This window comes from Mycobacterium sp. (genome assembly GCF_040509115.1).
GTDB lineage: Bacteria > Actinomycetota > Actinomycetes > Mycobacteriales > Mycobacteriaceae > Mycobacterium.
In genome coordinates this window covers 14145-30542 of record NZ_JBEVLO010000285.1, presented here as the reverse complement: position 1 = coordinate 30542, position 16398 = coordinate 14145, and the positions used below count along the sequence as shown (strand labels likewise).

Here is a 16398-nt window from a genome sequence, read left to right as displayed (position 1 = left end):
GCATGACCTCGGATAGCCGCCGCACGCCGGTCGGCCCGGTCATTCTTGCTGCCGTCTTCCTCACTCCGGTGAACGTGACCGGCACCGCGACGGTGTTGCCCGAGATCGCCAGGGATCTCGGCGCGGACCAACTCGGCCTTCAAGTCGCGATCAACGGGTTCAACGGCGCCTTCGCGATCTTCACCCTCGCCTCGGGAGTATTCGCCGACCGGTTCGGCTATCGACGGACCTTCGTGATCGGACTGGTAATGCTCTTGGCGTCGTCGGTAGTGAGTTGCCTTGCCCCTAACTGGATTGTCTTCGATGCGGCCCGCTCCTTCGCTGGGGCGGGATGCGCGGCCATCGTCGCCGGTGGCGCTGCCACCATGTCGTACGCCTATCCGAGCGGGTCGGCGCGGGCCAGGAGTTTCGCCTTGTTCGGGACCGCAGTGGGTGTCGGACTTGCCTTCGGGCCCAGCATCGCAGGCGGCTTGGTGGCCGCCGTGGGATGGCGTGGCGTATATGCGGTTCTCGGCTTGAGTGCGTTGATCCTGCTTCCGCTGCGCTCCCTGCTGCCGCTTGCTCGCAGGAGTCGACCGCCGCGTCAGCGGCCGGTAGACATTGGGCTGCTACGGAATCGGAGGTTCCTGGCCTTCGCTCTGGTTCCTTTGGCTCCTGCGGTGGGGTACGTCACGATCCTGACGTACTTGCCGGTGGGCCTCTCGGCGATGTTGGGCATGACCGCGGCGCAGACGGGAATCCTTCTTCTGCCGACGACGATTCCGGTGTTGGTGGGACCGGTCCTGGCCGCGTATCTGGTGCGCCGGGTGCCCATGATCCGCCCAAGGACCATTGTCTACGCCGCGCTGGTGGCATTGGTCGTTGGCGATCTCGGCCTGTTGCTGCTGACGCCAGGGGTATCCCTCGGCTGGCTCGTCGTGCCGCTGGCCCTGGTCGGGTTCGGCTACGGGCTTCCGTTGGGGCTCGTCGACGGCGAAGCGATATCGGCGGTTCCCGAAGCTCGCAGCGGCACCGCCGTCGGCGTACTGAACTTCATGCGCGCAGGCAGCGCAGCCGTTGCGGTGGGCGTCTACGGGATGGTCATCGCCGCGCTCATCAGTGGTTCCCTTCCCGCGGGCACCGCGGCCCGGGTCGCGGCGGGGGAGACCGGACACGCTGACGTGTACACCGCCGCGTTTCACACGATGCTGATCGCGACGGCGCTCGGCGTTGCGGTACTCGGCCTGATCATCGTGTGGCTCTTGCGAACCGCCCGCATGACGAGCGGGACGCCAGCCACCATGGAGCGCGCCGACCGGCAGGTATGCGGGCTGCCATGAACGGCGACAACACAACTGGCCAAGAAGGAAAGGTGCTGCAATGCATGGCAAAGTGGCTCTCGTCACCGGCTCCGCTCGGGGGCAGGGACTGGCGATGGCAGAACTGTTCACCTCCAAGGGTGCTTCGGTGATCATGTGCGACGTCCTCGAGGCCGAGGGAGTCGCGGCGTCCGAGACCCTTGCCGCTGGTGGCGCCGATGTCCGCTTCTTCCGACACGACGTGTCGTCGGCCGACTCGTGGAACACGCTGGTGGCGGCGGTGATGGCCGCCACGGGCCGCATCGACGTGCTAGTGAACAACGCCGGCATCGTCAAGCGGAAGAACATCGCCACGTACACCGAGCATGACTGGCAGCACGTGCTGAACGTCAACCTCACGGGGGCCTTTCTCGGCATCCAGAAGGTTGCACCCCAGATGAAGGCCACTGGCGGCGGCGCGATCGTGAACATCGGATCGAACGCTGCCTTCGCCACCCACCCGGACGTCGCCTACGCGGTGAGCAAGTGGGGCATGCGCGGGTTGACCAAGGCCGCCGCCATGGAGCTGGCCGCCGACGGCATCCGGGTCAACTGCGTCTGTCCCGGCGTGGTGCTGACCGACGTCAACCGCGGTGCGCCCCATCTGCAGGGGCTCATCGATCACACCCCACTGGGCCGCTCGTCGGAACCGAAGGAGATCGCGGCAGTGGTGAGCTTCCTTGCCTGCGACGACGCCGCGATGATCACCGGCGAGGAGATCGTGGTCGACGGGGGTTTCACGGCTGGCGGCAGTGTGTGGCGCACCAGTCGGGATGCCGGGTTCTACCCGTCGCGATGATCGCTGGCCACCCGATGACGACGAAGACGACGACGACGAAGCCGATGAACAATGAAGGGAGAGAGATGACTTCGAGTGTGACGGACCCCTCAGAACGCGTCGATGAGGTGGTGCCCGACGGCTTTCGACGCCTGACTCACGTCGGGGAGCGCGGCAACATCGGATACCTGATCGGTGGCGAAGGTCCGCCGGTGGTGCTGCTGCACGGGTGGCCGCAGACGTCGCGGTGTTGGGTTGGGGTGGCACCTGCCCTGGCAGCCGCCGGCTACACCGTCTTCGCGCCCGACCTGCCGGGCCTCGGCGAATCCGATCCGCTGCCCGACGGGTACGGCAAGGACGCACAGGCCGAGGTGCTGCGGGCCGTGCTCGACGACCTTGGTGTCGGCGGCCAGGTCAGGCTCATCGGGCACGACATCGGTGGCTATGTCGCCTTTTCGTGGGCGCGCATCCACCCCGGCGAGGTTGCGCGACTCGCCATCGTCGATACGACGCTCCCCGGGCTTGGTCTGGAACGTGCGATGGACGTCGCCCGCGGCGGACGGTGGCACCACGGGTTCTTCATGACTCCTGACGTCCCCGAGATGCTGATCGCAGGGTCCGAAGACGCGTTCTTCGCGTGGTGGTTCGGCCGCCTGGCCAAGAACCAGGCCGCGTTTCCACCGGCTGCCATCGCGGCTACCACTGCCACGTACCGTGGCCGAGACGCATTGGCGCGCAGCTTCGGTCACTACCGTGCGCTGCTTGACGACGGCCGCGTCAACGCGGCATGGCTCGATGCGGGCGGCCGCTTGACGATGCCGGTCGCCGCGATCGGGGGTGGGCTCTCCCTTGGCGAGAGCGTTGCGCGTGACCTGAGAGCCGCCGCTCCCGACCTTGAGATGATCGTGATCGACGGCGCTGGGCACTTCGTCGCCGAGGAGCAGCCCGAGCCGTTCGTCGAGCACGTCGTTCGGTTCCTGGGCTCCTGAAGCGGACCGGGCTGCCGGTCACGCCCCGGTCGCGGCGCCTTGCGGCGTCAACTGAGCCGTTCGATCACCATGGCCATGCCCATTCCGCCTCCGACGCACATCGATTCGACGCCGAACTGCTTGTCATGCTGGGTGAGGGCGTTGATGAGGCTGCTGGTGATGCGGGCACCGGTCATCCCGAAGGGGTGTCCGAGGGCGATGGCGCCGCCGTTGACGTTGAGCCGGTCTTGATCGATGCCGAGTTTCTGTGCCGAGCCAAGGCATTGGACGGCGAAGGCCTCGTTGATCTCGAAGAGGTCGATGTCGGCAAGGGACAGGCCTGCGGCGTCGAGTGCGGCGGGGATCGCGGTGACCGGGCCGAGTCCCATGATCTCGGGGGAGATTCCGGTGACCGAGGTCGCCACGATTCGGGCCAGCGGTGTGATGCCGAGTTCCTTGGCCTTGGTGTCACTCGTGATGACGAGGGCTGCTGCTCCGTCGTTGAGGGGGCAGGCGTTGCCTGCGGTCACGGTACCGTCTTGGCGGAACACGGGTTTGAGCTGGCTGACTGCGTCCAGGGTCGTACCGGGTCTTGGTGAGTCGTCCGCGGAAACGGTGCTGCCGTCGGCCAGGGTCACCGGCGTGATGTCCTGTGCCCAGAATCCGTCGGCGATCGCTTGTTCGGCGAGGTTCTGGCTACGGACGGCGAACTCGTCTTGTTCGCGCCGACTCATCCCGAGCACCTGCTGGACGTTTTCGGCGGTCTGACCCATCGCGATGTAGACATCGGGCAGTTCCCCGTGCTCGCGGGGATCCACCCAGGGCGCGGAGTTCTCGGCGCGGTGCGTCGTGCGGGCCGTCGCGTCGGCGAAGCGGGGGTTGAGAAGGTCCTGCCCCTCGATGGAATCGCTGGTGCCCTTGCTGAATCCGCTGACGACCTCGACGCCCGCGGAGAGGTAGGCGCTGCCTTCTCCGGCCTTGATCGCATGGAACGCCATTCTGGTGGTCTGCAGCGATGACGAGCAATAGCGGGTGATGGTCGCGCCGGGGATGTGGTCATAGCCCAGCATGACGGCCACGTTGCGGCCCATGTTCCACCCTTGCTCCCCGCCGGGCATGCCGCAACCCAGCAGGAGATCGGTGATGTCCGCGGGGTCGAGCTCCGGGACCTTGGCCAGGGCGGCTCGGACCATTTGGACGGTCAGCTCGTCGGCTCGCAGATCCTTGAGAGATCCCTTGATGGCCCGTCCGATCGGCGAGCGCGCGGTCGAAACGATTACTGCTTCAGGCATGAGTGCCACTTTCTCCAGACTCACGAGTCTGGTTGCGTGCGATGGGAATTGAGGTCAGCTTCCAGCTAGCCAGCGGCGTTCGCGCTCGTAGAACGCGGCTACCTCATCGGGACGGTCCTCGCCAAGCAGGTCGTCGAGAACGGAGTAACCGCGGGACGCCAGAAACCAGGCGAGCAGCCGGTAGGGCTTTCGGAAGGGGGCGAGCTCAGCGTCGTCCACGTGCACCACCCGTCCCGGTGTCGTGGCGGCGAGCAGGTCGCGTTCGTAGACGGTGTTCAGGCTGAGTAGTCGCCAGTCGCCTTCGCGCCGAATCGCGCGATATTGCAGACGCAGGTAGGACGTGAGCACGACGTCGACGCCCTGGATGATGGTGGGTGCTTCGATCGCCGCCGGTACTTCGGCAAGCGCGCGATCGCCGTCGACGTGAACGACGATGGGGGACAGGCGATGGGTGGCGAGATTGCCACCGGAGTTCATCTCCTTCGACATGTCCACGTTGTCGTGGGCGCTGCCGTCGAACCAGCTGAGATGCATCACGGCGTCCGGCCAGTACTGGGCCCGCATCTGATCCCACCATCCCCGATCACGGCCTTGTCGCTCGAGGAGGATCAACTGAGTGACTGTCTCGATGTCGCTCTTGATCGCGGAGACGTCTTCATTTGCCACAGCGTGATTCACCTGATCTCTAGTCGTGCTCGTCTGACGGTGGGAACGTCGCGCACTCACCGCGAACCGAATTGGGGGCGGAAGCGTTCGTCAAACCCGTCGGCCCGCGGTGGTGCCGCCGTCGACCGGCATGAGTGCGCCGGTCACGAACGATGCTTCGTCCGACAACAACCACCGCACGGCGAAGCCGACCTCCTCGGACTCACCAAGGCGTGGGAGCAGATGGATGACTCCGGCGCGCTGGTCGGCCGCGTTGTCAAGTGACCCGAAGACGGCCTCTGCCATGGGTGTTCGGATGGAGCCCGGAAGGACTGCGTTGACTCGGATTCCGAACGGTGCGCCCTCGACGGCGGCGGCGCGCGCCAGACCGCATATGGCGTGCTTCGAAGCGATGTACTCAGCCCGGTCCGGAAAGGCCGTCACGCCCAGCCCGGACGAGGTCAATACGATCGACCCCCCGTCCTTCATGGCCGACATCTGATGTTTCAAACAGTGGAAGACGCCCAGCACGTTGACGCGCATCACCTTGTCGAACTCCGCGGAGGTGAGCTCCACCAGGGGCTTACCGTGCTGTGGGATACCCGCGTTGTTGAAGGCGCCGTCGAGGTGGCCGAACCGTTCGATGGTGAAGTCCACGAGCGCACGAACCTGATCCTCCTGTGTCAGATCGGCGGCGAGGAACGCCGCCTCGGCGCCGCGCGCGGTGAGGTCGGCGGCGAGGTCCGTGCCGCCACCGTCGACGAGGTCGGTCACGACGACATGTGCGCCTGCATCGGCAAGAAGCCCGGCGGTGACGCTGCCGATCCCTCCCAGGCCACCGGTGACGATGAAGACCTTTGATTGCAGGGAAGTCATGGGACTCTCTTTCTCCTGACGCAGGCCGGGTCGGGCTGCCTTCGGCTGCGAGCGATTTCGCCTCCCGGGGCTTTCGGGCCTACTTGAATCGACGGCGCGAGGGTGTGGCGCTACTCACGCAATCATGTTAGTTTCGATATGTCAATCATATTTCGAAATCATGAAAGAGCATCCCGCTCCGGCGAATCCGGAGCGAGTGAGGACGATGAAAGATGACTGTTACCCCGGCGGGATCTCCCGCGACTCCCCAAATCGTGGCCGTAACCGGTGCGGGTTCGGGGATCGGCCTCGCCACCGCCGCGGCGTTCGCCGCGACCGGAGCCGCGGTCGTCGGCCTGGACCTGCGCGACGGCCCTCCCATGGAAGGGGTGACCTGGCTCGAGTGCGACGTGGCCGACAACGCGTCAGTGGAAACCGCGTTCGCCCGGATCGCTGACGTGTACGGCAGGCTCGACGTCGTCGTCAACAACGCGGGGATCGGCGGGAGGAACACCGTCGAGACGGCGACGGACGCCGAGTGGCTGGCGGTCTTCGAGGTCAACGTGTTCGGAGTCGCCCGTGTCAGCAGGCACGCGATACCCCTGCTGCGCCAGGGCAATGCGGCGTCCATCGTGAACGTGGCATCCAATGTCGCCGTTGCGGGCACCCCCTTGCGGGCGGTGTACAGCGCGTCGAAGGGGGCGGTCGCCGCACTCACCCGCGCGATGGCGACCGACCTCGTGGCCGACAAGATCCGCGTCAACGCGGTCTATCCCGGTGCCGTCCACACCGCCGTCACCGGCCGCTACGACGCGGACCCGGATGCCGCCCGGGCGCTGTTGACTGCGCGCATGCCACTCGGGCATCTCATCGATGCGGACGAAATCGCCCGCGCAATCGTCTATCTCGCCGATCCGTCGAACCGCTCCCTCACCGGCGCTGAGTTCCGCTACGACGGCGGTGTCACGGAACTCGTCAACTTCGGCACGGCTGCACCCGACACGGCAGGAAGGATCGACCAATGGCAGGTCTCATCCAGGTAGCGCTCTGCACCGCAGACATGCCGCGCACGATCCGTACGTTGGTGGACGTCTTCGGGTTCTCCAGCGCGGGCGGCAGGCCGCGGTGGGGGACGTTCCCGGCTGGGCTGCAGGAACTTCCGAGCGGAGACGACACCTCGTGCATCCTGTGGTGGATGCTGGGACGTCAGGAGTTCGTGCAGGTGGAGTTGTTCCATCACGTGGTACCCGCTCAGCGGCCACGACGGCCCGACTGGAGTCCGGCCGACTTGGGCTGGACGCGCTTCGGCGTCACGGTCGCCGACTTCGATGCGGTCTTGGTCGGTCTTGACGAGGCGGGATATCCGACGATCACCGAACCGATCCGGGTTGATGGCCAACGGCGCGTGTGCTTTCGCGAATCCGGCTCCGACGTCATCGTCGAGATCATCGAAGACGACGAGCCGACGCGGCATCCGGGTGTGCGCCCCGGCCCCGCGGTGACGTACGCCGCCGTTTCCGTATCGGACCTGGCGGCGGCGCGCGGCTACTTCGCGGGAGCGCTCGGATTCGAGGAGATCGCGCCCGATGCCCTGCACCGACCTGAACACGAGGCACTGTGGGGGCTTGCCGGCGCCGAATGCGAGTGCGCCGTGTTCCAGGCGGGCGACGTGGTCCTCGAGGTGTCGCGCTACGTGACGCCGGTGCCGAAGCCGCCACCGGCCGACGCGCTGCTGAGCGACCAAGGATTCATGAACGTGGCGATGGGATATCGAGACCGCGCGGAGTTGCTGCGCGCTCGCGAGGCGGCCGAGTCGCTGGGGGCCCGCTCGACGGCTGGGATGCCCGACGTCTCTGGCGGATTCTATCTGCGGATTGTGGACGACCTCTCCGTTGAGATGGTGCTGGTGCCAAAGGAGTTCGCGAGTTCCTACGGTTTCGAGCCGCAGGAACTGGCGCCGCCCGGCAGCCCGTACATGCGGTCGACCTGACGTCGCAGGATGGACGCCGCAGGGGATGGTCGATGCGGCCTGCCATCGCGCACGCTGAGGCGTTCCGCGTCAGTCCCGGTCGTTGAGCAGCGCCTCGAACGCCACCCGGTCGCCGCGATACAGCGACCGCACCACCTCGATCGGCCGGCCGTCTGTGTCCAGCGACCTGCGGTTCAAGCGCAGCATGGGCATGGCCGTCGTCGACTCCAGCAGCCCGGCCTCCCGCGGCGAGGCAAGGACCGTCTCCACCCGCTCGACGGCTGAGCCGAACTCGACGCCGGTCGCCCGGATCGCGGCATACAGCGACGTCGTCGGATCGAACGTCTCGGTGAACTGTCCGAAGCGGTGCCGTGGGAGGTAGGTGCTCTCCAGGCCGATGCGCTGACCGTCGGCGAGCAGCACGCGCTCGAGGTGCATCACCGCGTCCCCGTCGGTGACCTCCAAGGCCACGGCCAACTCCGTGGTGGCAGCGACGTCCTCCCAGGTGACCAGGAGACGCCCCGGTTTGCGGCCCATCTGTTTGGCGCCCTCGGTGTAGGACTTCAGCGAAAGTGGCTGCACCAGCTTGGGCTTCGACACCACGGTGCCGCGGCCGCGCCGCTCGATGCGACCCTCGACCAGCAGCTCGTGCAGAGCCTGCCGGATGGTCTCGCGCGCGACGCCGAAGCGCACGGCCAGCTCACGTTCCGGCGGGAAGGCGTCTCCCTCGACGAGCTGCGCGAGAACGTCGTCGAGCGCGGTGCGGACGGCGTACGGCTTGCTCACCGCGACTCCGGCGCCAGATGACGTTGCTCGACCACACGCCGCATCACCCGCTCCGCGATGATCAGCACGTCCTCGATCGTCGCCGCCCTTCCCCTGGCTGCCGCCTCTGGATCCTTGGCGGCGTCGTCGTACCGCCGCAGCCGCAACGCGTCGGGCCACCAGGGGTGCCTGAGGAGGGACTCGTCGATGCGGGCACCGCCTTGCGCGCGCAGTGACTCCACCGACGTCGGTGTCAGGGCAACGCCGTAGCCCGGCTCGGTGGCGGCCAGGTACCGCTTGGCGGCGACGTGCTGGCCTGCCAGCCAGCCCACCCTCTCCCCGAAGCGGGGAGTCAGCCATTCCATCGCAGTCAGGTCGTGTCGGCTAGCCGCGGATGCGTCGAACAGCGGGCTGTGCGCGATGTCGTGCAAAGCCGCGGCCAGGGCCAGTTCGTCATCGGCGGCGTCATCGATTGCGCGAGAGACGGATTGGAGTGCGTGGTCGAGTTCGTCGACGGCTTCTTCGTCCCACACACCGCGTAGGGAGCGCAACAGTTCGGCAGTTTCAGACAGCGCGTTCACGGGGCACAGCATACCCTCGATTGGTCTAGTCCAATTGTTAACCTGCTGTTCCCTTCGGCAACACCGGGGCTTTCGCAGGCCGTATCCCTGAATCTGAAAGGTCACTCACCATGCGTGTGACGATCATCGGCGGTGGCATCCTCGGAACCGCCCACGCCCTGGAAGCCGTTGACCGCGGCCACCGGGTCACTCACCTCGAACGCGAGGTCGAGGCGCGCGGCGCCACCGTGCGGAACTTCGGGTTGGTGTGGGTGTCCGGTCGCGCAGACCACGAACTGGCGGCGTCGCTGCGCTCACGCGAGTTGTGGGAGCAGATCGGCGCCCGCATTCCCGGCGTGGGCTTTCGCCCCGCTGGCTCGTTGACGCTGCTGCGCACGCCGCGCGAGGTGGCGGTGGCCGAGCAGGTCGCCACGCGTGCCGACGCGGAGGCGCGCGGCTTCGAGCTGGTCGACTCTGAGCGCGCTCGGGCGATCAACCCCGCGCTGCGTGGCAAGTTCGTTGCCGCCCTGCACTGTTCGCGTGACGGCGCCGTCGAGTCGCGGCAGGCCATGCCCGCAATCCGCGAACATCTCGACGCAACGGGTCGATACGAGTTCCTGCCCGGTACCGAGGCGCGCGCCATCGACGGCACCACGGTGCGCGACGATCGCGGGCGCCGTCACGAAGGCGATCTGGTGCTGCTGTGCCCCGGTGCCGCCCACGGTGGCCTGACCAGGGACGTCGCCGGTGAGCTGCCCGTGCGCCGCGTGCGGTTGCAGATGATGCAGACCGACCCGCTCGGCGAGCCATTGACGACGGCGATCGCCGACGGCGACAGCTTCCGCTACTACCCTGGGTTCGCAGGCACCGCCCTGGACACGTTGCGGGACAACGAACCTCAGGACCCCGTCGCCGGCGAGCACCGGATGCAGCTGCTGTGCGTACAACGACTGCACGGCGGGCTGACCATCGGCGACACCCACTCCTACGACGAACCTTTCGCCTTCGACACCGATGACGCGCCGTATGCCTACCTGACCTCGCTGGTCGAGGAGTTCCTCGGCCGTCCGTTGCCGCCGATTCGCCGGCGCTGGGCAGGCGTGTACAGCCAGTGCGTCGACCCCGGTGAGCTGGTGAGCCGCACCCAGACGGCCGAGGGGGTGTGGGTGGTCACCGGTCCCGGCGGCCGTGGGATGACGCTGGGCCCGGCCATCGCCGAACAGACCGCCCAACTCATCGAGCTCTGAGGGAGAACTCGTGTCCGACACCCCAGCATCCCGATCGCACCACCAACCCCAACCGAAGGACTGACCGATGAAACTCCGCAAGACTCTGGCGGTCGTCTCGGCCGCTGCGCTCGCCATCACGTCGGCCGCCTGCGGCGGCACGGGTTCTTCCGGCTCCGGAAGTGGTGAAACCCTAACCGTGTATAGCGCCGACGGCCTCGCCAGTTGGTACGAACCGCAGTTCAAGAAGTTCACCGAGGACACCGGCATCAACGTCAACATCGTGGAAGCCGGTTCCGGCGAGGTGGTTTCGCGCGTCGAGAAGGAGCAGTCCAACCCGCAGGCGGACCTGCTGGTGACGTTGCCACCGTTCATCCAGAAGGCCGACCAATCCGGCCTTCTGCAGCCGAGCGGCGTCGACACCAGCGGGATCGCGGCCGATCAGGTCGGCCCAGGAGGCAACTACCTGCCCATCGTCGACAACGCGCTGAGCTTCATCGCCAACCCCGACGCCAACCCCCAGCCCGTCACCTGGGACGACCTGCTCAAGCCGGAATACAAGGGCAAGCTTCAGTATTCGACGCCCGGCCAGGCCGGTGACGGCACCGCCGTCCTCGTCCTGCTGCAGCACCTGATGGGCAAGCCCGCCGCGCTGGAGTACCTGGGCAAGTTGCAGGCCAACAACGTTGGCCCGTCGTCGTCCACCGGCAAGCTCCAGCCGAAGGTCAGCAACGGTGAACTCCTCGTCGCCAACGGCGACGTGCAGATGAACCTGGACTCGATCAAGAGTGACGGGTCCAAGTTCAATCTCTTCTTCCCTGCGACCGCAGATGGTAAGAGGACGACGATCTCGGTGCCCTACGTCGGCGGTGTCACCAAGGGCGCCCCCCACGCCGACGGCGCCAAGAAGTTGCTGGCTTTCCTGGCTTCCGAGGACGTGCAGAAGACGGTCGCACCCGAGGCGCTCGGAATACCGGTCCTGCAGTCCCTCGTCGCATCCTCCGAGCAGGCGGCTGATGCGAACACCCCGGCGGGTGTTCTGAAGGGCGTCGAGGTGTGGGTACCGGACTGGAACGCCGTGCTCGCCGAGCTCGATGCCGACGTCGCCGCTTACCAGAAGGCCACCGGTAGCTGATCATGGCCGACACCGGGCGGGCGTCACCGCGCACCGAGGCGGCGATCGGCGACCGCGGGGCCGCCGAAGGGGAAAGCGGCGAAGGGGAAAGCGGCGCAGCGGAAAGCGGCGCAGCGGAAAGCGGCGCGCCCGCAATCACGTTCGACCGAGTCGGGGTCGCCTACGGGCGCGGCAAGAAGACGACGAATGCGCTCGTCGACTTCAATCTCCGGGTCGCCAACGGGGAGACGGTGGCGCTGCTCGGCCCCAGCGGATCGGGCAAGTCCACCGCGCTCAACGCACTCGCCGGGTTCGTACGGCCGACGACGGGTGCGGTCCGCCTGGCTGGGCGCGACGTGACCGACCTTCCGCCCGCCAAGCGTGGCATCGGGGTGGTGTTGCAGTCCTACGCCCTGTTCCCGCACATGCGGGTAGCCGACAACGTGGCTTTCGGACTGAAGTCGCAGCGCGTCGCGCGCGATGAGATCGGCCTGAGGGTCGCCGAGGCACTGGACATGGTCGGCATGTCGAGCTTCGGAAGGCGTTTGCCGCGTGAGCTTTCCGGCGGCCAGCAGCAGCGCATCGCGATTGCGCGGGCGCTGGCGATCCGACCGAAGGTGCTGCTGCTCGACGAGCCGCTGGCCGCGCTCGACGCGCAACTCCGCCAGTCGATGTTGGCCGAACTGCAGCGGCTCAAGGAGGCGCTGCCCGACACCGCGATGCTGTACGTCACGCACGACCAGTCCGAGGCGCTGGCGCTCGCCGACCGCATCGTCGTCATGAACGACGCCAGGCTGATGGACGTGGACTCGGCGGAGAACCTGTGGAAGCGGCCGCCGACCAGCTTCACCGCGGCCTTCCTCGGCGGGGCGAATCTGATTCCGTGCACGGTGGGCCGCGTCATCGGCAACTCGGCACTGATCACGTTCGCGCACAAAACGGTCAGCGCGGAGGCGCCGCAGCCGGCGGTCGGCCGAGACGCCTGGCCACCGGGGTCGAAGGCCTTGCTGTGCGTCCGCCCGCACGCGATCCAGGTCGTCGCACTCAGCGATCGCAATGCGCTGCGAGCCAAGGTGAACGCCGCCGTCTGGCGTGGCGCGACTACCCGCCTCGTCCTCGCCGTGAACGATCTGCCCGACCTGCTCATCGACGTCGACGTGCCCGGCCACACGCACTTCGACGTCGGCGCCGAGATCGGCGTGCGTCTTCCGGAACCCGCCGGTGTGCTGGTGACGGTATCGCCGTGACCGCGCTGCTGGATCGGGAACCTGCGGCGCCGGAACGGCAGGCGCCGCCGAGGTCGCTCGCGGCGTGGTGGGCCGTGCCGCCGCTCGTCGTCGTGCTGCTGGTGGCGCTGTACCCGCTGGTTCGGGTCTGCCTCGAGTCGCTGAAAGGCGATGACGTGCAAAGCAGTTGGGCATCGGTGCTGTCCTCGGAGTCGTTCCGCGACGCGCTCTGGCGCACCGTGGCGATCGCCGCGACGTCGACAGGCGGTTGCCTGGTGCTCGGGACGTTCCTCGCGGTGATCCTGGCGTTCGTGCCGTTTCCGGGCAGTCGGCTCGTCGGCAGGCTCATCGACACCGTGCTGGCGCTGCCGTCCTTCCTCATCACCTTGGCCTTCACCTTCCTCTACGGAACTGCGGGCGCGGTCAACGCGGTCATCGCGGGCGTCACCGGCGGTGGTTCGCCCGCGCTGAACTTCCTGTACACCCCGGCGGGGGTGATCGCCGCGGAGATCACCTTCTTCACCCCGTTCGTCATCCGCCCCCTCCTCGCGTCGTTCTCGATGCTGCCGAGAGCGCAGCTCGACGTCGCGGCCAGCCTCGGGGCCTCTCCGCTGCGGGTGCTGCGGTCGGTGGTGATGCCCGAGGCGTGGCCCGCCCTGATGGCAGGCGGCGCCCTGGTCCTGCTGTTGACGCTCAACGAGTTCGGGATCGTGCTGTTCACCGGCGCCAAGGGCGTCACCACGCTGCCCGTACTCATCTACACCCGTGGGATCGTGACGTTCGATCTGCCAGGCGCCGCCGTGATCGCCACCGTGCAGATCGTGCTGTCCCTCTCGCTGTACACGCTGTACCGGGTGATCTTCGCCCGTCTGATGACCCGCCGAGGGAAGGGAGACGCCGATGTTGTTGTGGACCAGGCGAAGTAGAGCGCTCGTCCTCGGGATCTTCGGTGCGGTCGTCCTCGTCGTCTTCGTCGCGCCCTTGGCGACGGTGGTGCTCGCCGCGCTGGCCGGCTCGTGGACCGGTGCGCTTCCCTCGCAGCTGGGCTTCATGCACCTCGCCGACGCACTGACCGGAGAGAACCTCGCGAGCCTCTCGGTCAGTCTGCAGACCGCGTTCATCGCCGGCGGGATCGCCCTGGTGCTCGGCACCTGGGCGGCGCTGGCGGCGCGCGAGGCTCCCGGCTGGCTCAGCCGCGTCACCGATGCGGTGTTCCACCTACCGATCGCCGTGCCGTCGGTGGCGATCGGGCTCGGTCTGCTGATCGCGTTCAACTCGCAGCCTCTCCTGCTTGGCGGGACCAGGTGGATCGTGATCCTGGCCCATGCCGTGCTGGTACTGGCGTTCTCGTTCAGCGCGGTGTCGGCTGCCTTGGACCGCCTCGACCCGGCCTTCCGTCAGGCCGCGGAATCCCTTGGTGCGAGCCCGATCCGGGTGTTGACGCGGGTGACGTTGCCGCTGCTGTTGCCTGCGCTGGGCGCTGCGGCGGGTCTCGCGGTCGCGCTGTCCATGGGCGAGCTCGGTGCGACGGTGATGGTGTACCCGGCGACGTGGAAGACGTTGCCCGTCACCATCTTCGCGCTGACCGACCGCGGTCAGGCCTTCCAGGCCGCGGCGTGCACCAGCATCCTCCTGGCCGTCACACTGCTCGCGCTGGTGGCGCTCGGCCGGATCCGCGGCAGGGCCGCGGTGCGCTGACGGGTGTCGTCGACCCTGCGGCGTCATCGCCCGAGCGGCAGAAGGCCGGTTCCTACCCGGTCGACATCACGTCCCGGCTAAACGGGTCCGGGAGGTGGCCCCAGCGGCACCGGTGCCGGTGGCGGGGGCTCCGGCGGCACGTACCCGGGCAGCGTGATCGGGGGGAGACCGGGGATCTCCAGGATGCCCGGCGGCGGCCCGGTGTTCTCGCTGGGTGCTTCCGCGGGGCCCGGCGGGGGACCCAGCGGCTCCTGCGATGGCGATGGAGATGGAGATGGAGATGGGGTGGGGGATGGGGCTGGGGGAGTCGACGTCGGCTCCGGCGGCGACGTCACCGTGGTCGGCGCCTCCGGAGTCAACGACACCGGCGACGGCTCGGGGGACGGGCTTGCCGGGGCGGCGCCGACCGGGACGAGGGGCTCCTCGTAGACGGGCGGTGGGGGCGGCGCCGCAGGCGAGGGGGACGGTGACGGCGACGGGCTGGGCGACGGGCTGGGCGTCGGGCTGGGCGACGGCTGGAGGTCGGCAGGGGAGTTGGACCGGACGCTTCCCGTCATCGGCGTCCAGCCCCGCTCGGCAGGCTTGCCGACGCTGCACGACACCTGCTTGCTGCCCGCGGACCAGCTGGCGGCCGACAATGGCTCATACCCCAGCTCCAGGTCCTTGTCGGGCATCGTGCCCGCGCCGAGGTATCCGTCGGCCATGCGGGTGCACGCACCGTCGATGAAGGCCCGCTGGTCGGCGTCCGCGGGCAGGTCACCTGGGAAGTTCTGCGCCAGGCTGACGGCGCCCGTCACCTCGAGCGCGTGTGGCGCGGCGCAGTCGACGGGGATGTCGGTGGACCGGTTGGACGAGTCGATGCCGAGGCACGTGCCGACCGGCCACACCTTGGACTGATCGAGGTCGGCGATGCGGCCCTTGAAGGGGATCGCCCGACCTTCGGGTCCGAGCAGTTGGAGGCCGCACAACAAGCTCTGGGGTGCGGACTTGGTGCCGTCGGCGTCGCCGGCCCACAGCACGCTGATGGTAAAGCGACTGTTGGGGTCATACCGGGTGCCGAGGTACTCGCGGACGGCGAGCTGGCACGGTTCACCGAAGCTGTTCATGCCGACCGGTTTGGCGACCTCGAACATGTGGTCGTCGCGGCACTGAACGAACGACGGTTTGTCAGGGGCGTCGGGCGGCCAGCCGAGGCACGCGCCGCTCTGCGCGTTGCTGAAGACGATGCTTGCCCGCGTTCCGACGGCGGGCGTCCTTGCGGTCGGCGTCAGCGTCAACAGCTCGAAGGCGCTGGCGACGATCAGCCCGATCAAGACGAGGGTCAGCACGCCCCTGGCCTGAGCCCTGGCGAGTCGCCGCTTGGGAGAGCCGTCGGCCGAACACCTGGTCTCGAGTGCGGCCAAGACCGAGGCGAGGTCACCGGTGCGCTTGCTCTCCGGCTCTCGGATCGCGGGCATCTCGCCAGTGCGGGGATCGTTCACCGACGATCCGCCCTCTCCTGTGCCGGCATCCTCGCCCCTTCCGCGGCCCCTTTCACGGCGGTGGCTCGGCCGAGATCGCTAGCCACGGACATAGAGCTTGGCACAGCCGAAGTGGCCGCGCTACGTCTGCAGCCGGACCGTGACCTGCCGCAACGGTGTGTCATGTCTCGTTTACCTGTGAGTCGAAGCCTTTTCCTCGTATGCCCCGGCGGCCGGGTATCTACTCGATTAACGCTGAATTCATGTTCCGTTTGGCCCCCGTCGACCACACGAGGTGAGACACATGGCACGTATTGACTTCACGGCGAAGATCCCGTTGATCGGGATGTCGATGGTGTTCCTGGCGATGGGAATCGTCGCGGTCACCGCGTACCTACATGCGGGTTGGTGGTCGATCGTCGGCTACGCGATCGCGGCGATCATCGCCGTCTTCGGCTTCGCCTTCACCTTCCGCGACATCAACGACACGTCCAAACCGCCGCCG

Annotated in this window: 16 protein-coding genes and 1 pseudogene; 11 read left to right on the top strand and 6 right to left on the bottom strand. The window is 67.7% G+C overall.

Translation table 11 applies throughout. From position 1 onward, the window contains the following. Positions 1-2 precede the first annotated feature (2 nt). The 3 genes from ABW137_RS19650 (at position 3) to ABW137_RS19640 (ending at position 3104) form a co-directional block, all read left to right on the top strand. Positions 3-1319: an MFS transporter gene (locus ABW137_RS19650; RefSeq protein ID WP_526403024.1), complete on the top strand. Its 1317-nt coding sequence runs from the start codon at positions 3-5 to the stop codon at positions 1317-1319. 40 nt (positions 1320-1359) lie between these two features. Further along, on the top strand, positions 1360-2136 hold the full coding sequence (locus ABW137_RS19645; protein ID WP_526403022.1) for an SDR family NAD(P)-dependent oxidoreductase: 777 nt from the start codon (positions 1360-1362) through the stop codon (positions 2134-2136). A 65-nt stretch (positions 2137-2201) separates the two neighbouring features. After that, complete coding sequence (locus tag ABW137_RS19640; protein WP_526403021.1) at positions 2202-3104, top strand: alpha/beta fold hydrolase; 903 nt, start codon at positions 2202-2204, stop codon at positions 3102-3104. A 47-nt stretch (positions 3105-3151) separates the two neighbouring features. Here the strand turns inward: ABW137_RS19640 and ABW137_RS19635 are convergent, their stop codons facing one another. The 3 genes from ABW137_RS19635 to ABW137_RS19625 form a co-directional block, all read right to left on the bottom strand. Next, the gene (locus ABW137_RS19635) at positions 3152-4375 is read right to left on the bottom strand and encodes an acetyl-CoA C-acetyltransferase (protein ID WP_526403019.1); all 1224 of its coding nucleotides are present in this window, start codon (positions 4373-4375) and stop codon (positions 3152-3154) included. 54 nt (positions 4376-4429) lie between these two features. Next, positions 4430-5041 carry a nuclear transport factor 2 family protein gene (locus ABW137_RS19630; protein WP_526403017.1) on the bottom strand — a complete coding sequence of 204 codons (612 nt, stop codon included), beginning with the start codon at positions 5039-5041 and terminating at the stop codon, positions 4430-4432. A 90-nt stretch (positions 5042-5131) separates the two neighbouring features. Then, positions 5132-5896, bottom strand: a complete 765-nt coding sequence (locus tag ABW137_RS19625; protein WP_526403015.1) for an SDR family NAD(P)-dependent oxidoreductase — start codon at positions 5894-5896, stop codon at positions 5132-5134. 212 nt (positions 5897-6108) lie between these two features. On the opposite strand from ABW137_RS19625, the gene ABW137_RS19620 reads away from it, so the two are divergent. After that, a complete protein-coding gene (locus tag ABW137_RS19620; protein ID WP_526403013.1) occupies positions 6109-6918 on the top strand; it encodes an SDR family NAD(P)-dependent oxidoreductase in 810 nt (269 codons plus the stop codon). After that, positions 6897-7865: a VOC family protein gene (locus tag ABW137_RS19615; RefSeq protein WP_526403011.1), complete on the top strand. Its 969-nt coding sequence runs from the start codon at positions 6897-6899 to the stop codon at positions 7863-7865. The genes ABW137_RS19620 and ABW137_RS19615 overlap by 22 nt, the downstream gene beginning before the upstream one ends. Before the next feature lie 69 nt (positions 7866-7934). On the opposite strand, the gene ABW137_RS19610 is transcribed toward ABW137_RS19615, so the two are convergent. Both ABW137_RS19610 and ABW137_RS19605 read right to left on the bottom strand, forming a co-directional pair. Next, positions 7935-8630: a GntR family transcriptional regulator gene (locus ABW137_RS19610; RefSeq protein ID WP_526403009.1), complete on the bottom strand. Its 696-nt coding sequence runs from the start codon at positions 8628-8630 to the stop codon at positions 7935-7937. Then, the gene (locus ABW137_RS19605; RefSeq protein WP_526403007.1) at positions 8627-9190 is read right to left on the bottom strand and encodes an HD family phosphohydrolase; all 564 of its coding nucleotides are present in this window, start codon (positions 9188-9190) and stop codon (positions 8627-8629) included. Before ABW137_RS19605 ends, ABW137_RS19610 begins: the two co-directional genes overlap by 4 nt. 110 nt (positions 9191-9300) lie before the next feature. Between ABW137_RS19605 and ABW137_RS19600 the strand changes: the two genes are divergently transcribed. From ABW137_RS19600 to ABW137_RS19580, 5 genes are all read left to right on the top strand, one after another. Then, on the top strand, positions 9301-10416 hold the full coding sequence (locus ABW137_RS19600; protein WP_526403005.1) for a TIGR03364 family FAD-dependent oxidoreductase: 1116 nt from the start codon (positions 9301-9303) through the stop codon (positions 10414-10416). A gap of 67 nt (positions 10417-10483) precedes the next feature. Then, complete coding sequence (locus ABW137_RS19595; protein WP_526403003.1) at positions 10484-11530, top strand: 2-aminoethylphosphonate ABC transporter substrate-binding protein; 1047 nt, start codon at positions 10484-10486, stop codon at positions 11528-11530. A 2-nt stretch (positions 11531-11532) separates the two neighbouring features. Beyond that, a complete protein-coding gene (locus ABW137_RS19590) occupies positions 11533-12756 on the top strand; it encodes an ABC transporter ATP-binding protein (RefSeq protein ID WP_526403001.1) in 1224 nt (407 codons plus the stop codon). Next, positions 12753-13661 carry a 2-aminoethylphosphonate ABC transporter permease subunit gene (locus tag ABW137_RS19585; protein WP_526402999.1) on the top strand — a complete coding sequence of 303 codons (909 nt, stop codon included), beginning with the start codon at positions 12753-12755 and terminating at the stop codon, positions 13659-13661. The genes ABW137_RS19590 and ABW137_RS19585 overlap by 4 nt, the downstream gene beginning before the upstream one ends. Continuing rightward, positions 13636-14433 carry an ABC transporter permease gene (locus ABW137_RS19580; RefSeq protein WP_526402998.1) on the top strand — a complete coding sequence of 266 codons (798 nt, stop codon included), beginning with the start codon at positions 13636-13638 and terminating at the stop codon, positions 14431-14433. Before ABW137_RS19585 ends, ABW137_RS19580 begins: the two co-directional genes overlap by 26 nt. Before the next feature lie 77 nt (positions 14434-14510). Here the strand turns inward: ABW137_RS19580 and ABW137_RS19575 are convergent, their stop codons facing one another. Beyond that, positions 14511-15914, bottom strand: coding sequence for a septum formation family protein (locus tag ABW137_RS19575; protein ID WP_526402996.1), 1404 nt, complete (start codon positions 15912-15914; stop codon positions 14511-14513). A 283-nt stretch (positions 15915-16197) separates the two neighbouring features. Between ABW137_RS19575 and ABW137_RS19570 the strand changes: the two are divergent. Further along, positions 16198-16377: pseudogene (locus ABW137_RS19570) on the top strand (hypothetical protein); the annotation flags it as partial. Positions 16378-16398 lie beyond the last annotated feature (21 nt).

Coding starts and splice junctions, on each gene's coding strand:
- ABW137_RS19595 (WP_526403003.1), top strand. CDS start 10,484: ATGAAACTCCGCAAGACTCTGGCGGTCGTCTCGGCCGCTGCGCTCGCC.
- ABW137_RS19615 (WP_526403011.1), top strand. CDS start 6,897: ATGGCAGGTCTCATCCAGGTAGCGCTCTGCACCGCAGACATGCCGCGC.
- ABW137_RS19580 (WP_526402998.1), top strand. CDS start 13,636: ATGTTGTTGTGGACCAGGCGAAGTAGAGCGCTCGTCCTCGGGATCTTC.
- ABW137_RS19650 (WP_526403024.1), top strand. CDS start 3: ATGACCTCGGATAGCCGCCGCACGCCGGTCGGCCCGGTCATTCTTGCT.
- ABW137_RS19645 (WP_526403022.1), top strand. CDS start 1,360: ATGCATGGCAAAGTGGCTCTCGTCACCGGCTCCGCTCGGGGGCAGGGA.
- ABW137_RS19625 (WP_526403015.1), bottom strand. CDS start 5,896: ATGACTTCCCTGCAATCAAAGGTCTTCATCGTCACCGGTGGCCTGGGA.
- ABW137_RS19620 (WP_526403013.1), top strand. CDS start 6,109: ATGACTGTTACCCCGGCGGGATCTCCCGCGACTCCCCAAATCGTGGCC.
- ABW137_RS19640 (WP_526403021.1), top strand. CDS start 2,202: ATGACTTCGAGTGTGACGGACCCCTCAGAACGCGTCGATGAGGTGGTG.
- ABW137_RS19635 (WP_526403019.1), bottom strand. CDS start 4,375: ATGCCTGAAGCAGTAATCGTTTCGACCGCGCGCTCGCCGATCGGACGG.
- ABW137_RS19590 (WP_526403001.1), top strand. CDS start 11,533: ATGGCCGACACCGGGCGGGCGTCACCGCGCACCGAGGCGGCGATCGGC.
- ABW137_RS19600 (WP_526403005.1), top strand. CDS start 9,301: ATGCGTGTGACGATCATCGGCGGTGGCATCCTCGGAACCGCCCACGCC.